The organism is Enterobacter sp. Res13-Sevr-PEC09-46, from assembly GCF_015672585.1.
Taxonomy (GTDB): Bacteria; Pseudomonadota; Gammaproteobacteria; order Enterobacterales; family Enterobacteriaceae; genus Enterobacter; species Enterobacter hormaechei_C.
On record NZ_JADABR010000018.1, the window covers coordinates 44,054 to 62,502 of the forward strand.

Sequence of the window (18,449 nt, forward strand, 5' to 3'; positions counted from 1 at the left end):
CGCCCTTGCATAACAAATATGGAGCATATACATGGCGTGGAATCAGCCCGGTAATAACGGACAAGACCGCGACCCGTGGGGAAGCAGCAATAATCAAGGCGGCAACTCTGGGGGAAATGGCAACAAAGGTGGTCGCGAGCAGGGGCCGCCGGATCTGGATGATATCTTCCGCAAACTGAGCAAAAAGCTTGGTGGCCTTGGCGGAGGAAAAGGTTCTGGCTCGGGTGGCAATTCCACTCAGAGTCCGCGCCCGCCAATGGGTGGCCGCGTGGTGGGCATTGTCGCCGCTGCGGTGGTAATCATCTGGGCAGCCAGCGGGTTCTACACCATTAAAGAAGCAGAACGCGGCGTGGTCACCCGTTTCGGTAAGTTCAGCCATCTGGTTGAACCGGGCCTGAACTGGAAGCCAACCTTCATTGATGACGTGACCGCGGTTAACGTGGAGTCCGTCCGTGAACTGGCCGCCTCTGGCGTGATGTTGACCTCTGACGAGAACGTGGTGCGCGTTGAGATGAACGTACAGTACCGCGTGACCGATCCGGAACGTTATCTGTTTAGCGTGACCAGCGCCGATGACAGCCTGCGTCAGGCAACCGACAGCGCCCTGCGTGGCGTGATCGGCAAATACACCATGGACCGTATCCTGACCGAAGGTCGTACCGTTATTCGTAGCGATACCCAGCGTGAGCTGGAAGAGACCATCCGTCCGTACAACATGGGTATCACCCTGCTGGACGTCAACTTCCAGGCTGCACGTCCGCCGGAAGAGGTGAAAGCCGCGTTTGACGATGCGATTGCCGCGCGTGAAAACGAACAGCAGTACATCCGTGAAGCGGAAGCGTACACCAACGAAGTTCAGCCGCGTGCAAACGGTCAGGCGCAGCGTATTCTGGAAGAAGCGCGTGCGTATAAGACCCAGACCATCCTGGAAGCACAGGGTGAAGTGGCTCGCTTTGCGAAGATCCTGCCGGAATATAAAGCCGCGCCGGAAATTACCCGTGAGCGTCTCTATATCGAGACCATGGAAAAAGTGCTGAGCCATACGCGTAAAGTGCTGGTTAACGACAACAAAGGCGGAAACCTGATGGTCCTGCCGCTGGATCAGATGCTGAAAGGCGGTTCTGCACCGGCAGCAAAAGACAACAGCGGTGCGAACAACCTGCTGCGTCTGCCACCGGCCTCGTCTGGCAGCGCCAGCGCGAACACAACGCCTTCTTCGAACGATGGTGACATTATGGACCAACGCCGTGCTAACGCGCAGCGTAACGACTACCAGCGTCAGGGGGAATAAGGATGCGTAAGTCAGTTATTGCGATCATCATCATCGTACTGGTCGTGCTCTACACCTCCATCTTTGTGGTGAAAGAGGGCGAGCGTGGGATCAAGTTCCAGTTCAGCAGCGTCGTGCGTGATGGCGACAAGCGTCCGGTGATTTATGAGCCGGGTCTGCACTTTAAGATCCCGTTCATTCAGTCAGTGAAAACGCTCGATGCGCGTATCCAGACCATGGATAACCAGGCCGATCGTTTCGTGACCAAAGAGAAGAAAGACCTGATCGTTGATTCCTATATCAAATGGCGCATTAGCGATTTCAGCCGCTACTTCCTGGCAACCGGGGGTGGCGACGTTTCTCAGGCAGAAGTGCTGCTGAAACGTAAGTTCTCTGACCGTCTGCGTTCTGAAATTGGTCGTCTGGATGTGAAAGACATTGTGACCGACTCCCGTGGTCGTCTGACGCTGGAAGTGCGTGATGCGCTGAACTCCGGCTCTGCGGGCACCGAGGATGAAGTTGAAACCCCGGCGGCAGACGATGCGATTGCCAAAGCGGCTGAACGTGTTCAGGCTGAAACCAACGGTAAAGTGCCGGTGATCAACCCGAACAGTATGGCGGCGCTGGGCATCGAAGTGGTTGATGTGCGCATCAAGCAGATCAACCTGCCAGCGGAAGTGTCCGAGGCGATCTACAACCGTATGCGCGCCGAGCGTGAAGCGGTAGCCCGTCGTCACCGTTCACAGGGTCAGGAAGAAGCGGAAAAACTGCGCGCGGCAGCGGACTATGAAGTCACCAAGACGCTGGCGGAATCTGAGCGCCAGGGTCGTATCCTGCGCGGTGAAGGTGATGCCGAAGCGGCGAAACTGTTTGCTGATGCATTCAGCCAGGATCCAGACTTCTATGCCTTCATCCGTAGCCTTCGCGCTTACGAGAATAGCTTCAAGAGCAACCAGGATGTGATGGTGCTCAGCCCGGACAGCGATTTCTTCCGTTATATGAAGACGCCGACCAACGCAACGCGATAAACTCAGGCTCGTTTGAGTATTCAAACCACCGCTCTTCACGGAGCGGTGGTTTTCTTTTATAAGGATGAAAAATGAACTCCACGATCTGGCTCGCACTGGCCCTGGTTTTGGTGCTGGAAGGCCTCGGCCCGATGCTCTATCCGCGCGCATGGCGCCGGATGATCGCGACAATGAGCCAACTCCCGGACAATATTTTGCGTCGTTTTGGCGGTGGTCTTGTGGTTGCCGGTATCGTTATCTACTACATGTTGAGGAAAACGATTGGCTGATCAAAAACTAACCGCAATTGGCATATTTTAGGGTCAAAAAGTGCTGTATATCTGAAAAAGCGATGGTAGAATCCATTTTTAAGCAAACGGTGATTTTGAAAAAATGGGTAACAACGTCGTCGTACTGGGCACCCAATGGGGTGACGAAGGTAAAGGGAAGATTGTTGATCTTCTGACTGAACGGGCCAAATATGTTGTACGCTACCAGGGCGGTCACAACGCGGGCCATACTCTCGTAATCAACGGTGAAAAAACCGTCCTCCATCTTATTCCATCAGGCATTCTTCGCGAAAACGTCACCAGCATCATCGGTAACGGCGTTGTGCTGTCTCCCGCTGCGCTGATGAAAGAGATGAAAGGTCTGGAAGACCGTGGTATCCCTGTTCGTGAGCGTCTGCTGCTCTCCGAAGCCTGCCCGCTGATCCTGGATTATCACGTGGCGCTGGACGTGGCGCGTGAAAAAGCGCGTGGCGCGAAAGCGATCGGCACCACCGGTCGTGGTATCGGCCCGGCTTACGAAGATAAAGTGGCTCGTCGCGGTCTGCGCGTGGGCGACCTCTTCGACAAAGCGACCTTCGCTGAAAAACTGAAAGAAGTGATGGAATATCACAACTTCCAGCTGGTGAACTTCTACAAAGCCGAAGCCGTTGACTACCAGAAAGTGCTGGATGACGTCATGGCGATTGCTGACATTCTGACCGGTATGGTTGTTGATGTGTCCGATCTGCTGGACCAGGCGCGCAAGCGTGGCGATTTCGTCATGTTTGAAGGTGCGCAGGGTACGCTGCTGGACATCGACCACGGTACCTATCCGTACGTAACGTCCTCTAACACCACCGCGGGTGGCGTGGCAACTGGCTCCGGCCTGGGCCCGCGTTATGTCGATTACGTTCTGGGCATCATTAAAGCGTACTCCACTCGCGTGGGTGCAGGTCCATTCCCGACCGAACTGTTTGATGAGACCGGCGAGTTCCTGTGCAAGCAGGGTAACGAGTTTGGCGCGACCACCGGTCGTCGTCGTCGTACCGGCTGGCTGGACGCCGTTGCCGTACGTCGCGCAGTGCAGATCAACTCCCTGTCTGGCTTCTGCCTGACCAAGCTGGACGTACTGGACGGCCTGAAAGAAGTAAAAATCTGCGTAGGCTACCGTATGCCTGATGGCCGCGAAGTGACCACCACTCCGCTGGCTGCTGACGACTGGGAAGGCATTGAGCCAATCTACGAAACTATGCCGGGCTGGTCTGAGACCACATTTGGTGTGAAAGAGCGTAGTGGCCTGCCAAAAGCCGCGCTGGACTACATCAAGCGCATTGAAGAACTGACCGAAGTGCCGATCGATATTATTTCTACCGGCCCGGATCGTACTGAAACGATGATCCTGCGCGACCCGTTCGACGCATAATCTTCGTGACTGCTGGCCTGCGGGGAAACCCGTAGGCCGGATAAGCGCAGCGCCATCCGGCGACCGCTCCTGGATCTCCGCTTTTTCGCCCCGTCTGTCAAATAAATTAGCCGCTAACTATCTGGCTGGTTTATCATCATTAATGAATATCTCTGCGGTTTGACCGCGTTTTCCCTTTTTCCTGAGGTTGATGTGCAGTTAACAAGTTTCACCGATTACGGCTTACGCGCGCTGATTTACATGGCGTCGTTACCCGATGGGAAGATGACCAGCATCTCTGAAGTCACAGAGGTGTACGGTGTGTCCCGTAATCATATGGTCAAAATAATCAATCAACTTAGTCGTGCCGGATACGTTGCTGCCGTCCGCGGGAAGAATGGAGGGATCCGTCTCGGTAAACCGGCGCAGAGTATCCGTATTGGCGATGTGGTACGTGAACTGGAGCCGCTCTCTCTGGTGAACTGTAGCAGCGCGTTCTGCCACATTACGCCCGCTTGCCGCCTGAAACAGGCGCTTTCAAAGGCCGTGCAAAGTTTTCTCAAGGAACTGGATAACTACACGCTGGCCGATTTGGTTGAAGAGAATCAACCGCTTTATAAATTATTGCTGGTGGAATGAAGAAAATTTCCACCGGAGCTGACAACGGAGGAACCGACATGTCACAAGATCCTTTCCAGGAACGCGAAGCCGAAAAATACGCGAATCCTATCCCCAGCCGCGAGTTCATCATTGAACACTTAACAAAACGCGAAAAACCCGCCAATCGTGAAGAACTTGCCGTTGAACTGAACATTGAAGGTGAAGAGCAAATTGAAGCCCTTCGCCGCCGCCTGCGCGCCATGGAACGTGACGGGCAACTGGTCTTTACTCGTCGCCAGTGCTACGCGCTGCCAGAACGCCTCGACCTGCTGAAAGGCACCGTTATTGGTCATCGCGATGGCTTCGGCTTCCTGCGCGTGGAAGGCCGTAAAGACGACCTGTACCTCTCATCCGAACAGATGAAGATGTGTATTCACGGCGACCAGATCCTGGCGCAGCCGCTGGGTGCAGACCGTAAAGGCCGCCGCGAAGCGCGCGTGGTCCGCGTGCTGGTGCCGAAAACCAGCCAGATCGTTGGCCGTTACTTTACCGATGCGGGCGTAGGCTTTGTGGTGCCGGATGACAGCCGTCTGAGCTTCGACATTCTCATCCCGCCTGAAGAGGTGATGGGCGCACGCATGGGCTTTGTGGTGGTGGTGGAACTCACCCAGCGCCCAACCCGTCGCACCAAAGCGGTGGGTAAAATCGTCGAAGTGCTGGGCGATAACATGGGCACCGGCATGGCCGTCGATATGGCGCTGCGTACCCATGAAATTCCGTATGTCTGGCCGAAAGCGGTTGAAGATCAGATTGAAAACCTGCGTGAAGAAGTGCCGGAAGAGTCCAAAGCAGGCCGCGTGGATCTGCGCGATCTGCCGCTGGTCACCATTGATGGTGAAGACGCCCGTGACTTCGATGATGCCGTATATTGCGAGAAAAAACGCGGTGGCGGCTGGCGTCTGTGGGTGGCTATCGCGGATGTGAGCTATTACGTGCGTCCGCACACGCCGCTGGATAACGAAGCGCGCAGCCGCGGTACGTCGGTCTACTTCCCGTCGCAGGTTGTACCGATGCTGCCAGAAGTGCTCTCCAACGGCCTGTGTTCCCTCAACCCGCAGGTGGACCGCCTGTGTATGGTCTGCGAAATGACCATCTCCAGCAAGGGACGTCTGACGGGCTATAAGTTCTACGAAGCGGTGATGAGTTCTCATGCGCGCCTGACCTATACCAAGGTCTGGCATATGTTGCAGGGCGATCAGGATCTTCGCGAACAGTACGCGCCGCTGGTCAAACACATCGAAGAGCTGCACAACCTCTACAAAACGCTGGATCAGGCGCGCGAAGAGCGCGGTGGGATCTCGTTTGAGAGTGAAGAGGCGAAGTTTATCTTTAACGCTGAGCGTCGTATCGAGCGTATCGAACAGACTCAGCGTAACGATGCGCACAAGCTGATTGAAGAGTGTATGATCCTGGCGAACATCTCGGCGGCACGTTTCGTTGAGAAAGCCAAAGAGCCTGCGTTGTTCCGTATTCACGACAAGCCAACCACGGAAGCCGTAACCTCGTTCCGCTCCGTGCTGGCTGAACTCGGCCTGGAGCTGCCTGGCGGTAATAAGCCTGAGCCACGCGATTACGCCGAGCTGCTGGAATCCATCAGCGATCGTCCTGACGCGGAAATGCTGCAAACCATGCTGCTGCGCTCCATGAAGCAGGCGATTTACGATCCTGAAAACCGGGGCCACTTTGGTCTGGCGTTACAGTCGTACGCGCACTTTACCTCGCCGATCCGCCGTTATCCGGATCTGTCCCTGCACCGTGCGATCAAGTATCTGCTGGCGCACGAGCAGGGTCATAAAGGCAACACGACCGAAACCGGAGGGTATCACTACTCCATGGAAGAGATGCTGCAACTGGGCCAGCATTGTTCCATGACCGAGCGTCGTGCGGATGAAGCGACGCGCGACGTGGCGGACTGGCTGAAGTGTGACTTTATGCTGGATCAGGTGGGTAACGTCTTTAAAGGCGTGATTGCCAGCGTCACCGGCTTTGGCTTCTTCGTGCGTCTGGATGAGCTGTTTATCGACGGTCTGGTGCACGTTTCCAGCCTCGATAACGATTACTACCGCTTCGACCAGATCGGACAACGTCTGATCGGCGAATCCGGTGGTCAGACCTACCGTCTGGGCGATCGGGTGGAAGTGAAGGTTGAAGCCGTGAATATGGACGACCGTAAAATCGACTTCAGCCTCATCTCCAGCGAGCGTGCTCCGCGTAACGTCGGCAAAACCGAGCGTGAGAAAGCGAAAAAAGGCGGTAACGGTAAAGCGGGCGGTAAGCGACGTCAGGCAGGTAAAAGAGTAAACTTTGAGCCAGACAGTGCTTTCCGTGGCGAGAAGAAACAGAAGCCCAAGGCGGCGAAAAAAGACGCTCGTAAAGCGAAAAAACCGTCGACCAAGACCCAAAAAATAGCGGCCGCGACCAAAGCGAAGCGCGCGGCGAAGAAACAGCAGGCGGAGTAATTTCCCCTCACCCTGACCCTCTCCCCAACGGGAGAGGGAAAATATTTATTACGAGAACCATCAATGAGTGAAATGATTTACGGCATCCACGCGGTGCAGGCCCTGCTGGAGCGCGCGCCGGAGCGTTTTCAGGAAGTTTTTATTCTGAAAGGGCGTGAAGACAAACGTCTGATGCCGCTGATCCACGCGCTGGAAGCGCAGGGCGTAGTGATCCAGCTGGCGAACCGCCAGTATCTGGATGAAAAAAGCGAAGGTGCTGTACACCAGGGCATTATCGCGCGCGTGAAGCCAGGCCGTCAGTATCAGGAGAACGATCTGCCGGATCTGATCGCCGGGCTGGAGAACCCGTTCTTCCTGATCCTCGATGGCGTAACCGACCCACATAACCTGGGCGCGTGCCTGCGTAGCGCCGATGCAGCAGGCGTGCATGCGGTGATTGTGCCAAAAGATCGCTCCGCGCAGCTTAACGCTACCGCTAAAAAAGTCGCCTGCGGCGCGGCGGAAAACGTCCCGTTAATCCGCGTGACTAACCTGGCGCGCACCATGCGTCTGTTGCAGGAAGAAAATATCTGGATCGTAGGAACAGCCGGTGAAGCGGATCACACCCTGTACCAGAGCAAAATGACCGGCCGTATGGCGCTGGTGATGGGAGCGGAAGGCGAAGGTATGCGTCGTCTGACGCGCGAGCACTGCGATGAGCTGATCAGCATCCCAATGGCGGGCAGCGTATCGTCCCTGAACGTTTCTGTTGCGACGGGTATCTGCCTGTTTGAAGCGGTGCGTCAGCGCGGGTAGCCTGTTGTGCCGGGTGGCGGCTTCGCCTTACCCGGCCTACAAAAGCATGGTACCGTAGGCCCGGTAAGCGTAGCGTCACCGGGCAACAATCTCACTCCTCTAACGACCGTAAATGGTCATCCTTTCTCAGCGTCATCAGCGCGAAAATACTCACCACCGCCGTTGCCATCACGTAGTACGCCGGAATATCCAGATTGCCCGTCTCTTTAATCAGCCCGGTAATGATCAGCCCCGCACAGCCCGAGAAGATCGCATTCGACAGAGAATAGGCCAGCCCCAGCCCGGTATAACGCACGCGCGTCGGGAACATCTCAGACAGCATTGCCGGCCCCGGCCCTGCCAGCATCCCAACCAGACCCCCCGCAATCAGCACCACAATCGCTTTGACTGCCAGCGTACTGGATTCCGCCTGCAAAATTTTCAGCAGCGGCAGGGCGAGGATCAGCAGGAGCACGGTGGCGATAATCATCACCGTGCGCCGCCCGATCCTGTCGCTCAGCATGCCCGACGGAATGATCGTGAGCGCAAACCCAATGTTAGAAATCACCGCAATCAGTAACGCCTGGTTAAAACCGGTGTGCAGCGCAGATTGCAGATAGGTCGGCATAATCACCAGATAGGTATAACCCGCCGCAGACCAGACCATCACGCGGCCAATGCCCATCAGGATGGTTTTGAACGTGGCGGCGGTGCTGGCCTGAGTAACAACCGGTTTTTCCCGTTGCTGCACAAAGCTCGGCGTCTCTTCCATGCTCACCCGCAGCCATAGCGCGACCGCACCCATCGGCAGCGCCAGGAAGAACGGAATGCGCCAGCCCCAGTCGTGCAAGGCTTCAGGGGAGAGCAGGGCAGAGAGCAACGCGACAATGCCTGCGCCCGCTAACAGCCCGAGCGCCACGGTGAAGGACTGCCATGCCCCGTAAAGACCGCGCTTGCCGCGCGGGGCGAACTCCGTCATCAATGAGACTGCACCGCCATACTCACCGCCCGCGAACAGTCCTTGCAGAATACGCAGGAGCGTAACGATCAGCGGCGCGGCAATCCCGATACTGGCGTAGACCGGCACAATACCGATGGCAGCGGTGGCGAGCGTCATCAATACCAGCACTATAATCAGCGTCGGTTTGCGGCCAATCCTGTCGCCAATGCGGCCAAAGACCACCGCACCCAGCGGACGGAAGAAGAAAGCGATGGCGAACGAGGCCCAGGTGAGGATCAGGCTGGTGAGCTCCGCTTCCCCCTCAAGCTGGAAGAAGTTTCTGGCAATCACCGTTGCCAGAAAACCGTAGACCGCAAATTCATACCACTCGATGAAATTACCGATGGAGCCTGCAATTAATGCACGCTTGTGCGCATCCTGTTGCATAACGATCCTCACAAAAACGGGGTAAGAATAAATTATTCAGCATTAGTGAAGTAATGAAATAGTTTATTCTTATGTTCTGTGAGCTATTTCACGAATGATATCAACACGATCGTCATCGTGTGACCCCCCTCCCATGCAGCGTGCATGCCCTCTGTCCATACTTACCTTTATTGCCAATGAAAGGAGGGAGACAGCATGCACTGGCAGACACATACCGTTTTTAATCAACCTGCACCGCTATCGAACAGCAACCTTTTTCTCTCTGATTGCGCCCTGCGCGATGCGGTAGCGCGCGAAGGGGCTGAGTGGGATGTGGATCTTCTTGCCAGCATCGGACAGCAGTTGGGTACGGCGGAGTCGCTGGAGCTGGGCAGGCTGGCGAACGTTAATCCGCCGGAGCTGCTGCGTTATGACGCCACGGGAGCGAGGCTGGATGACGTCCGCTTTCATCCGGCATGGCATCTTCTGATGCAGGGGCTTTGCGCCAACCGGGTGCACAACCTGGCGTGGGAGGAGGAGGCGCGGAAAGGATCGTTCGTCGCCCGGGCCGCGCGTTTTGTGCTGCATGCTCAGGTGGAGGCGGGAACGCTATGCCCGGTGACCATGACCTTCGCCGCCACGCCGCTGTTGCTACAGTCGCTGCCCAAACCGTTTGACAACTGGTTAACGCCGCTGATGAGCGATCGCTACGATCCCCATCTCGCGCCGGGGGCGCAAAAGCGCGGCCTGCTGATCGGCATGGGGATGACGGAAAAGCAGGGCGGTTCGGACGTACTCAGTAATACCACCAAAGCAGAGAAATGCAGTGATGGCAGTTACCGGCTGGTGGGGCACAAATGGTTTTTCTCCGTGCCGCAGAGCGATGCGCATCTGGTGCTGGCGCAGGCGAAGGGCGGGCTTTCCTGCTTTTTTGTTCCGCGTTTTTTACCCGACGGGCAACGTAATGCCGTGCGCCTTGAGCGTCTGAAGGACAAGCTCGGTAACCGTTCAAATGCCAGCAGTGAGGCTGAGTTCCTTGATGCTTACGGCTGGCTGCTGGGCGAAGAGGGTGAAGGTGTCCGGCAAATTCTGAAGATGGGCGGGCTGACGCGCTTTGACTGTGCGCTTGGCAGCCACGGATTGATGCGCCGTGCGCTCTCGGTGGCGCTTTATCATGCCCATCAGCGGCAGACCTTCGGCAAAAATCTGATCGACCAGCCGTTAATGCGCGACGTGCTAAGCCGTATGGCGCTGGTGCTGGAGGGACACACGGCACTGCTGTTCCGACTCGCCCGGGCGTGGGACAACCGCACCGACCCGCAGGAGGCCGCATGGGCGCGGCTTTTCACTCCGGCGGCAAAATACAGCGTCTGCAAAGCGGGCATACCGTTTGTGGCAGAGGCAATGGAGGTGCTGGGCGGTGCAGGCTATTGCGAAGAGAGTGAACTTCCGCGGTTGTACCGTGAAATGCCCGTCAACAGCATCTGGGAAGGCTCTGGCAATATTATGTGCCTGGATGTACTGCGCGTGCTGGCGAAGCAGTCGGGCATTCTCGACCTGCTCGCCGATGATTTCGTGCAGGTCAAAGGTCAGGACAGGCACTTCGATCGCAGCTGGCGGCAGCTACAGCAGAAGCTGCGTAAACCGCAGGAAGCGCAGGGCAGGGAGATCGCGCGGCAGCTCTTTTTACTCGGGGCCGGAAGCCAGATGCTGCGGCACGCATCGCCGCCCGTGGCGCAGGCGTGGTGCCGCATGATGCTGGATACCCGAGGCGGCACGCTGATGAGCGAACAGGTGCAAACCGACCTGCTTCTGCGCGCCACGGGCCGGGTCGGTTAAGCCTTCAGCTGGAACAGGCTCACCAGCCGGGTGAGATGTGAACCCTTCTCGCGCAGCGTCTGTGCCGTCTGCTCGCTGCGCGAGATGCGATCGGCATTGATGTGCGATGCCTCACCGATGTGCGTCATCGCCAGATTCACCTGACCAATCCCCGCAGACTGCTCGCGGGAGGCGTGGTTGATTTCGGTGACAAGCTGGCTGATGTTATCGATATGAACAATGATGGCATCCATCGCCAGACGCGTCTGCTCAGACAGCGCATGGCCTTCGCTCACCTTGTTCAGCGTGTCGCCAATCAGCTGTTCAATCTCTTTTACCGCGTTGGCGCTGCGTGCGGCCAGGGCGCGCACCTCTTGCGCCACCACTGCGAAACCTTTCCCGTGCTCGCCCGCCCGCGCCGCTTCAACCGCCGCATTGAGCGCCAGGATATTGGTCTGGAAAGCGATGGACTCAATCACGCGGGTAATGTCTTCAATGCGTTTCGATGCATCACGAATATCATCCATGGTGGAAACAGCGTGGGTCACCGTCTCTCCACCCTGATGCACCGCGCGCGAGGTTTCCCCCACCAGCTGCTGCGTTTGCTCCATGTTGGCGGCATTTTGCTGCACGGTGGCGGCTAATTGCTCCATGCTGGCGGAGGTCTCCTCAACGCTGCTGGCCTGCTTGTTGATCTGTTCAGAGATCTCGCCGGTATCTGAAGCCAGCGCGTTAGTCCCCAGATGGATTTCGCTTGCGGCCTCGCGGACCTGCAACACAATTTTTTGCAGGCCGCCCCCGATCCCGTTGATGGCATCAATCAGCTGGCCGACCTCATCCTGGCGGGTTACCGGCAGGCTGGCGCGCAGATCGCCTGCGGCATACTGCCGGGCAAGCGCGATCACTGCGCGCAGTGGGCGGGTTAGCATCCGGCGAATGAGGATAACGAACAGGCCCGCGAAGAGTGCGGATAGCACCACGCCCGCCATCAGGAAGCGATCGCGCAACGTGGTGACGCTTGAAAGCAGTACGGCTTTATCCACTTCACCCACGATGGTCCAGTTCCAGCCCGGCAGCGGCGTGTAGGCGACTTTGAGCGTACGGCCATCCGCGCTCACGCGCTCCAGCGTGCCGGCTTTATCACTCAGAAGCTGCTGCTGTGTCGCCGTGCCCCAGTTGGGCAGTTTGCCCTCTTCGCTGGCATGGAACAGATACTGTCCGCGCGTTTTGCCGCTGCTGCGATCCAGTACAAAGAAGTGACCGCTCTCGCCCAGACGACGGTTAAGGATTTTCTCGCGCATGACGTTCCACGAATGGGTGATGTCCACGCCGACAAAGATAATCCCGATAACCTGGCCTTCCGCATTTTTAACAGGCTGGTACTGCGTGATATAGCGCTTGCCGAACAGCAGCGCGAGGCCGCGATAGACCTCCCCTTTGGTGACAGCCGCAAATGCCGGGCTGGTGGTATCAAGAACGGTTCCAATGGCGCGGTCGCCATTCTCTTTGCGCAGCGACGTGGCCACGCGGATAAAATCGTTACCGCTGCGGACAAACAGCGTCGAGATGGCTCCCGTTCGGCTCAGGAAGTCATCAGAAAGCGTATTGTTTTCATGCAACTCCGTTTCGCCGCCTTTCAGCAGAGGAACGGTAAGCCCGTTTATGGTCCGGCTCTGGCTGTTGTCGCTGTTCAGCGGCTGTGGCAAAAAGGTCGTGAACAGACGGGTATAGCTTTCAACCTCTTCGCTCAGGCTGGTGTTGAACATCTCAACCATATCCACCATGCCGGTGGATTGGTTGTGCAGGTCTTCAACCGCAAGATCTTCAAGCTGCTGGCTGGCGTTGTGGCTCAACAGAAAAGTGAACAGCAAAAAAAGCGTGGCGACACTGGCACCTGTTAGCAGCGATAGCTTCGTGCCCAGACCTGCCCGGTGGAAAAAGGTGATCATAAATTGCTCATTATTGAAAAGTGATGGCTGTTCAACGGCAGAGCAGAGATAACGTTTACCTGTTTAATGTAACTGAATGTTACATGTTTGTTTTCGTTAGGTTTCGGGAGAGATAAAAAATTTGCAAAAGTGAAAAGCCACTAAAATTAAGTGGCTTTTATCGGAAGGGATTATGCATAAAGAATGGCCTGCACGCGCCAGTGATTAACATGGTGATCTTCCTGCATCTGGACGATGCGATACCAGGATGCGCCCTGTTCATCGGCCTTCAGGGCGACGACACGTTCAACGTCTTGCGGACTTCCCGTGATATTATTGACGGAGATCTGACCAATCTCGTTCAGGCCCGTGACGCAATCCGCGCTGGCAAATTCGGCCGACTGCGCCGTGGTGCTCAGCAGGCCCGCTGAAAGCAATAGCGTCGTTAAAGCAAGGGTTCGTTTCATCGTCAGCTCCTTTTCACGTGTCTCCGGTATCCGCCGGGCAATCCTTCGCGAATAAACTCATTTCCATTGTTGCTGGCATGGAGTTTATTGTGGACAGGAAAATGTCTACGGACGCAAAGCAGTGTAAAAGTCGTTCAAATGATGATGCTTACTTACGGTACAAAATTCCCTGGGCGTACCACTGTCCCGTAATAATGGTTTCATCAATCATCGTGATGACGTAATAATCTGCTTTTGCGGCAACGGCCTGTGCTTCAATTGCGTCTTCTGCATCATCCGGGGAACCACGAACCATCGCGGATACGGTACCCAGGCGTTGTAATCCTTCCGTCTGATTACGACGAATTTCCTGAGGATGATCGGTAACCGGCGGCGCCGGTGCTGGCGTACCCTGCAATATGGAACATCCGCTGAGCAGTGAGACCAGCAATAAAGCCGTAAGCCTGCGCATAAACCTGTCTCTTTTCCTGATAGCCATAGTGTAGTTGTCTGCGAATTTAGTTTTGGGGGAATGTTCCCGAAGTGTTATCTGGGACGAAGATTTCGAATGAAAATATCGTGAAACCGTAATCCAGCTCTCAACATTATGAATCATTCATCAGCACAGGATCGACAATGATTGAAATTGAAACTCGCCAGCTGAGTGGGCATGAAATCATCCATGCTTTTTCGGCTGGTAAAGGTGAACAGCCGCTGCCGACGGTAGTTTTCTATCATGGCTTTCTCTCCTCGAAGCTGGTCTACAGCTATTTTGCCGTCGCGCTGGCGCAGGCCGGTTTCCGGGTGGTCATGCCTGATGCGCCGAATCATGGGGCACGCTTTACGGGCGATGAGCAGGCGCGGCTGGGGCTGTTCTGGCAAACGCTGCACGGCAATCTGACCGAGTTCGCCGGGCTGCGTGACGCGCTCTTGCAGGCCGGGCTGGTGGAGGGGAAACGGCTGGCGGTCGCAGGCGCATCAATGGGCGGAATGACGGCGCTGGGGATCATGGCCAGGCATCCGGAGGTGACGTCCGTGGCTTGCCTGATGGGATCGGGCTACTTTACGTCACTGGCAAAGACGCTGTTCCCGCCGCAGGCCCCTCAGGAGATTGAGGCCCTGTTGTCTGAATGGGACGTCAGCCATGCGCTTTCGCAGCTGGCCGATCGTCCGCTGCTTCTGTGGCATGGGGACGCCGATGACGTCGTACCGCCCGGTGAAACGTTCCGCCTGCAACAGGCGCTACAGCGTGAAGGGCTGGACAGCAATCTGACCTGCCTGTGGGGAGCAGGTGTCCGGCACCGTATTACCCCGGCCGCGCTGGAGTCAACCGTGGAATTCTTCCGTCAGCACCTTTAAACGCGCAGCACTGTGACACCCTGATCCTCCAGCTTGCTGAGGATCTCGGGGTTGGCGTTTTTGCCGGTGATCACCATGCTGATTTGCTCGGCGCGGCTGAAAAGCATGCCGGCGCGTTCACCGACCTTGCTGCTGTCGACCAGCACCACCAGTTTGCCCACTACGTTAAGCATGTTCTGTTCTGCCATTGCGGTGAGCATATCGGTTTTATACAGGCCATCCGCCGTCAGACCTTTGCCGCTGGTAAACATCCAGTGCCCGGCGTAGAGGCTGTTTTCACTGTCCTGCGGGCTAAGGGTGATGGACTGGCTCTTGTTATACTGGCCGCCCATGATCACCACGCTTTCATGTTCCTGGTCAATGAGATAGTTGGCCAGCGGCAAATAGTTGGTGATGATTTGCACCGGCTTGCCGCACATCTCACGGCCCAGCAGAAACGCCGTCGAACCGCAGTTGATCACCACGCTTTCTCCAGGATTTACCAGCTGTGATGCCGCTCTGGCAATCCGCACCTTTTCATCGTGATTCTGCGCCTGGTGGATGTTCATCGGCGTCCAGCGTGGACGCTGCTGGCTGATGGCCTCTGCACCGTTGCGGACTTTTTTCAGCTTGCCGCTCTCATCCAGCTTGTTAATGTCCCGCCGCGCGGTAGCGGGGGAGATCCCTAAACGTTCGATCACTTTCTCGACGGTGATAAACCCTGTTTGCGCCAGGAGTTCCAGTAAAATTTGATGCCGTTGCGCTTCCGTCATGAGCTATTCCGATAAGAATTGATTTGAAAAGATGATATTTGAAATAGCGTGAAATTACTAAGATAAATATGACATCGCCAGACGCAAGGTCTGGCGATTGGGCCTCAGAATCAGAGGAAGGATTTGAACGGCAGATCGGGTTCAATCGTAAAGCAATCATCGAAACCACGCGGGTAGTGGTACTCAAGATTGTCTTTATCCAGCGGCCAGGTGAACTTGCCGCCAACCTGCCAGATGAACGGCTTGAAGCCATACTTGAGGCGGTCTTTTTTCATCTCCCACAGGACGCGGATCTCTTGCGGATCGGCCTGGAAGTTTGACCAGATATCGTGGTGGAACGGGATCACCACTTTGGTGTTCAGCGCTTCGGCCATACGCAGCATGTCTGCGCTGGTCATTTTGTCGGTGATCCCGCGCGGGTTTTCACCGTAAGAGCCAAGCGCCACGTCAATCTGATGCTCGTTACCGTGCTTCGCGTAATAGTTGGAGTAGTGGGAGTCACCGCTGTGATACAGGGAACCGCCGGGCGTTTTGAACAGGTAGTTCACCGCGCGCTCATCCATCCCGTCTGGCAGTACGCCTGCGGCTTTCTGGTCGGCAGGCAGGGTGATCAGCGCGGTACGGTCAAAGGCATCCAGCGCGTGAATTTCAATGTCTTTGATTTTCACTACGTCGCCCGGCTTCATCACGATGCAGCGCTCTTTTGGCACGCCCCAGCCAATCCACAAATCCACGCAGGTCTGCGGCCCAATAAACGGTACGTCGTCCGCGCAGTTTTGCATTACCGCTGCCGCCACGTTCACGTCGATATGATCGTTGTGATCGTGGGTAGAGAGTACGGCGTCGATCTGACGAATGGCAAAAGGATCCAGCACGAAAGGCGTGGTGCGCAGGTTCGGCTGGAGCTTTTCAACGCCGGCCATACGCTGCATCTGGTGGCCTTTTTTCATCAGTGGATTGCCGTGGCTCTGTTTGCCGGTGCCGCACCAGAAATCAACACAAATGTTGGCGCCGCCTTCTGATTTCAGCCAGATCCCGGTGCAGCCCAGCCACCACATCGCAAATGTGCCAGGAGCAACCTGTTCCTGCTCGATCTCTTCGTTCAGCCAGCTACCCCACTCCGGAAAGGTACTCAGAATCCATGATTCACGGGTGATGGTTTTCACTTTACTCATCGTTTGACTCCTGGTTTTAATCAAAAGCAATCACTATATGACTTGTTGTGATTAATGTTGGCACTGTTTTAATCGATTTGCAATGGCTGATTTGCGGAAAATTCCCCTCGCCACCTCACAGAAAAAACTTCATGACGTTGTTAAGATAACCATTATAAATGATTAATGTATTGAAATTTAAGAATTTATTTATTTGTTTGGATTGGTAGTGAAAATCATTACTAATACCATGGAAATAAATTGCGTGATCCGTCACAAATAATCAAATGCAATCTTATGATGATTATTTGTGATTAATAGAGTGATGACACCAACCACACAGGGATTGCCCCTCGTGTTCTCATTTTCTGGAGAGAGTTATGGAGATCCTCTACAACGTCTTTACCGTGTTCTTTAATCAGGTAATGACCAACGCCCCGCTGTTGCTGGGTATCGTGACGTGCCTGGGGTACATCCTGCTGCGCAAAAGCGTCAGCGTGATTATCAAAGGCACCATCAAAACCATCATTGGTTTTATGCTGTTGCAGGCGGGGTCTGGCATTCTGACCAGCACGTTTAAGCCGGTTGTTGCCAAAATGTCAGAGGTGTACGGCATTAACGGCGCCATCTCTGACACTTACGCGTCCATGATGGCCACCATCGATCGTATGGGGGATGCGTACAGCTGGGTTGGGTATGCGGTACTGCTCGCGCTGGCGCTGAACATCATTTACGTGCTCCTGCGCCGCATCACCGGTATTCGCACCATCATGCTCACCGGGCACATCATGTTCCAGCAGGCGGGGCTGATTGCGGTTTCTCTCTATATCTTCGGCTACCCAATGTGGACCACCGTCATCTGCACGGCAATACTGGTCTCGCTTTACTGGGGCATCACCTCCAACATGATGTATAAGCCAACGCAGGACGTTACGGACGGCTGCGGCTTCTCCATCGGTCACCAGCAGCAGTTCGCCTCCTGGATTGCTTACAAAGTTGCGCCGTACCTGGGCAAAAAAGAGGAGAGTGTTGAAGACCTCAAATTGCCTGGCTGGCTGAATATCTTCCACGACAACATCGTCTCCACGGCAATTGTGATGACCATCTTCTTCGGTGCCATCCTGCTCTCCTTTGGCATTGACGTGGTGCAGGCGATGGCGGGTAAAACCCACTGGACGGTCTATATCCTGCAAACCGGTTTCTCCTTCGCGGTGGCCATTTTCATCATCACCCAGGGCGTGCGTATGTTCGTCGCCGAACTGTCGGAAGCGTTTAACGGCATCTCCCAGCGCCTGATCCCTGGCGCGGTGCTGGCGATTGACTGTGCGGCTATCTATAGCTTTGCGCCAAACGCCGTCGTCTGGGGCTTTATGTGGGGCACCATCGGCCAGCTGATTGCGGTCGGCATCCTGGTGGGCTGTGGCTCCTCAATCCTGATTATTCCTGGCTTTATCCCGATGTTCTTCTCCAACGCCACTATCGGCGTATTTGCTAACCACTTCGGCGGATGGCGCGCAGCGCTCAAGATCTGCCTGGTGATGGGCATGATTGAAATCTTCGGGTGCGTGTGGGCGGTCAAGCTCACCGGCATGAGCGCCTGGATGGGCATGGCGGACTGGTCAATTCTGGCGCCGCCGATGATGCAGGGCTTTGCGTCCGTCGGGCTGGTCTTTATGGCCGTCATCATCCTGATTGCCCTGGCTTATATGTTCTTCGCTGGCCGTTCGCTGCGGGCTGAAGAAGATGCAGAAAAACAAACAGCAGAAGTGTCTGCTCATTAAGGAG

At 55.8% G+C, this 18,449-nt stretch carries 16 protein-coding genes; 10 read left to right on the forward strand and 6 right to left on the reverse strand.

Annotation, left to right across the window (positions count from 1 at the left end; translation table 11 throughout):
• The first annotated feature begins 31 nt into the window (after positions 1-31).
• The 7 genes from hflK to rlmB all read left to right on the forward strand — a co-directional run bounded on the left by hflK (position 32) and on the right by rlmB (position 7,862).
• Complete coding sequence (gene hflK, locus IMQ56_RS11885; RefSeq protein ID WP_003855992.1) at positions 32-1,291, forward strand: FtsH protease activity modulator HflK; 1,260 nt, start codon at positions 32-34, stop codon at positions 1,289-1,291.
• Between the two features lie 2 nt (positions 1,292-1,293).
• Positions 1,294-2,298: a protease modulator HflC gene (gene hflC, locus IMQ56_RS11890; RefSeq protein WP_003855994.1), complete on the forward strand. Its 1,005-nt coding sequence runs from the start codon at positions 1,294-1,296 to the stop codon at positions 2,296-2,298.
• 71 nt (positions 2,299-2,369) lie between these two features.
• Positions 2,370-2,567 (forward strand): DUF2065 domain-containing protein, encoded by a 198-nt coding sequence (locus IMQ56_RS11895; protein WP_003855996.1) that lies wholly within the window; start codon positions 2,370-2,372, stop codon positions 2,565-2,567.
• 103 nt (positions 2,568-2,670) lie between these two features.
• On the forward strand, positions 2,671-3,969 hold the full coding sequence (locus IMQ56_RS11900; RefSeq protein WP_003855997.1) for an adenylosuccinate synthase: 1,299 nt from the start codon (positions 2,671-2,673) through the stop codon (positions 3,967-3,969).
• Positions 3,970-4,161: 192 nt separating this feature from the next.
• On the forward strand, positions 4,162-4,587 hold the full coding sequence (nsrR, locus tag IMQ56_RS11905; RefSeq protein ID WP_003855998.1) for a nitric oxide-sensing transcriptional repressor NsrR: 426 nt from the start codon (positions 4,162-4,164) through the stop codon (positions 4,585-4,587).
• 38 nt (positions 4,588-4,625) lie between these two features.
• Positions 4,626-7,067 carry a ribonuclease R gene (gene rnr / locus IMQ56_RS11910; RefSeq protein ID WP_063867030.1) on the forward strand — a complete coding sequence of 814 codons (2,442 nt, stop codon included), beginning with the start codon at positions 4,626-4,628 and terminating at the stop codon, positions 7,065-7,067.
• 63 nt (positions 7,068-7,130) lie between these two features.
• A complete protein-coding gene (gene rlmB, locus IMQ56_RS11915; protein ID WP_015572470.1) occupies positions 7,131-7,862 on the forward strand; it encodes a 23S rRNA (guanosine(2251)-2'-O)-methyltransferase RlmB in 732 nt (243 codons plus the stop codon).
• 91 nt (positions 7,863-7,953) lie between these two features.
• On the opposite strand, the gene IMQ56_RS11920 is transcribed toward rlmB, so the two are convergent.
• Complete coding sequence (locus IMQ56_RS11920; protein WP_015572471.1) at positions 7,954-9,228, reverse strand: MFS transporter; 1,275 nt, start codon at positions 9,226-9,228, stop codon at positions 7,954-7,956.
• Between the two features lie 195 nt (positions 9,229-9,423).
• Here IMQ56_RS11920 and IMQ56_RS11925 point away from each other — a divergent pair, with 195 nt between their 5' ends.
• Entirely contained in the window at positions 9,424-11,046 is a 1,623-nt protein-coding gene (locus tag IMQ56_RS11925) for an isovaleryl-CoA dehydrogenase (RefSeq protein WP_032670721.1), read from the forward strand.
• Here IMQ56_RS11925 and IMQ56_RS11930 read toward each other — a convergent pair.
• The 3 genes from IMQ56_RS11930 to bsmA all read right to left on the reverse strand — a co-directional run bounded on the left by IMQ56_RS11930 (position 11,043) and on the right by bsmA (position 13,898).
• Positions 11,043-12,974, reverse strand: coding sequence for a methyl-accepting chemotaxis protein (locus IMQ56_RS11930; RefSeq protein WP_063407832.1), 1,932 nt, complete (start codon positions 12,972-12,974; stop codon positions 11,043-11,045). The genes IMQ56_RS11925 and IMQ56_RS11930 overlap by 4 nt on opposite strands.
• 170 nt (positions 12,975-13,144) lie before the next feature.
• Positions 13,145-13,420, reverse strand: coding sequence for a DUF1471 family protease activator YjfN (yjfN, locus tag IMQ56_RS11935; RefSeq protein ID WP_003856009.1), 276 nt, complete (start codon positions 13,418-13,420; stop codon positions 13,145-13,147).
• A 148-nt stretch (positions 13,421-13,568) separates the two neighbouring features.
• The gene (gene bsmA / locus IMQ56_RS11940; protein WP_032670720.1) at positions 13,569-13,898 is read right to left on the reverse strand and encodes a biofilm peroxide resistance protein BsmA; all 330 of its coding nucleotides are present in this window, start codon (positions 13,896-13,898) and stop codon (positions 13,569-13,571) included.
• A 137-nt stretch (positions 13,899-14,035) separates the two neighbouring features.
• On the opposite strand from bsmA, the gene yjfP reads away from it, so the two are divergent.
• Positions 14,036-14,758 carry an esterase gene (gene yjfP, locus IMQ56_RS11945; protein ID WP_023302960.1) on the forward strand — a complete coding sequence of 241 codons (723 nt, stop codon included), beginning with the start codon at positions 14,036-14,038 and terminating at the stop codon, positions 14,756-14,758.
• Here the strand turns inward: yjfP and ulaR are convergent.
• Positions 14,755-15,510: an HTH-type transcriptional regulator UlaR gene (ulaR, locus tag IMQ56_RS11950; protein ID WP_003856014.1), complete on the reverse strand. Its 756-nt coding sequence runs from the start codon at positions 15,508-15,510 to the stop codon at positions 14,755-14,757. The genes yjfP and ulaR overlap by 4 nt on opposite strands.
• 110 nt (positions 15,511-15,620) lie before the next feature.
• Positions 15,621-16,685, reverse strand: a complete 1,065-nt coding sequence (gene ulaG / locus IMQ56_RS11955) for an L-ascorbate 6-phosphate lactonase (RefSeq protein WP_006810379.1) — start codon at positions 16,683-16,685, stop codon at positions 15,621-15,623.
• A gap of 359 nt (positions 16,686-17,044) precedes the next feature.
• Here ulaG and ulaA point away from each other — a divergent pair, with 359 nt between their 5' ends.
• The gene (gene ulaA / locus IMQ56_RS11960; RefSeq protein WP_017694669.1) at positions 17,045-18,445 is read left to right on the forward strand and encodes a PTS ascorbate transporter subunit IIC; all 1,401 of its coding nucleotides are present in this window, start codon (positions 17,045-17,047) and stop codon (positions 18,443-18,445) included.
• Positions 18,446-18,449: the final 4 nt, after the last annotated feature.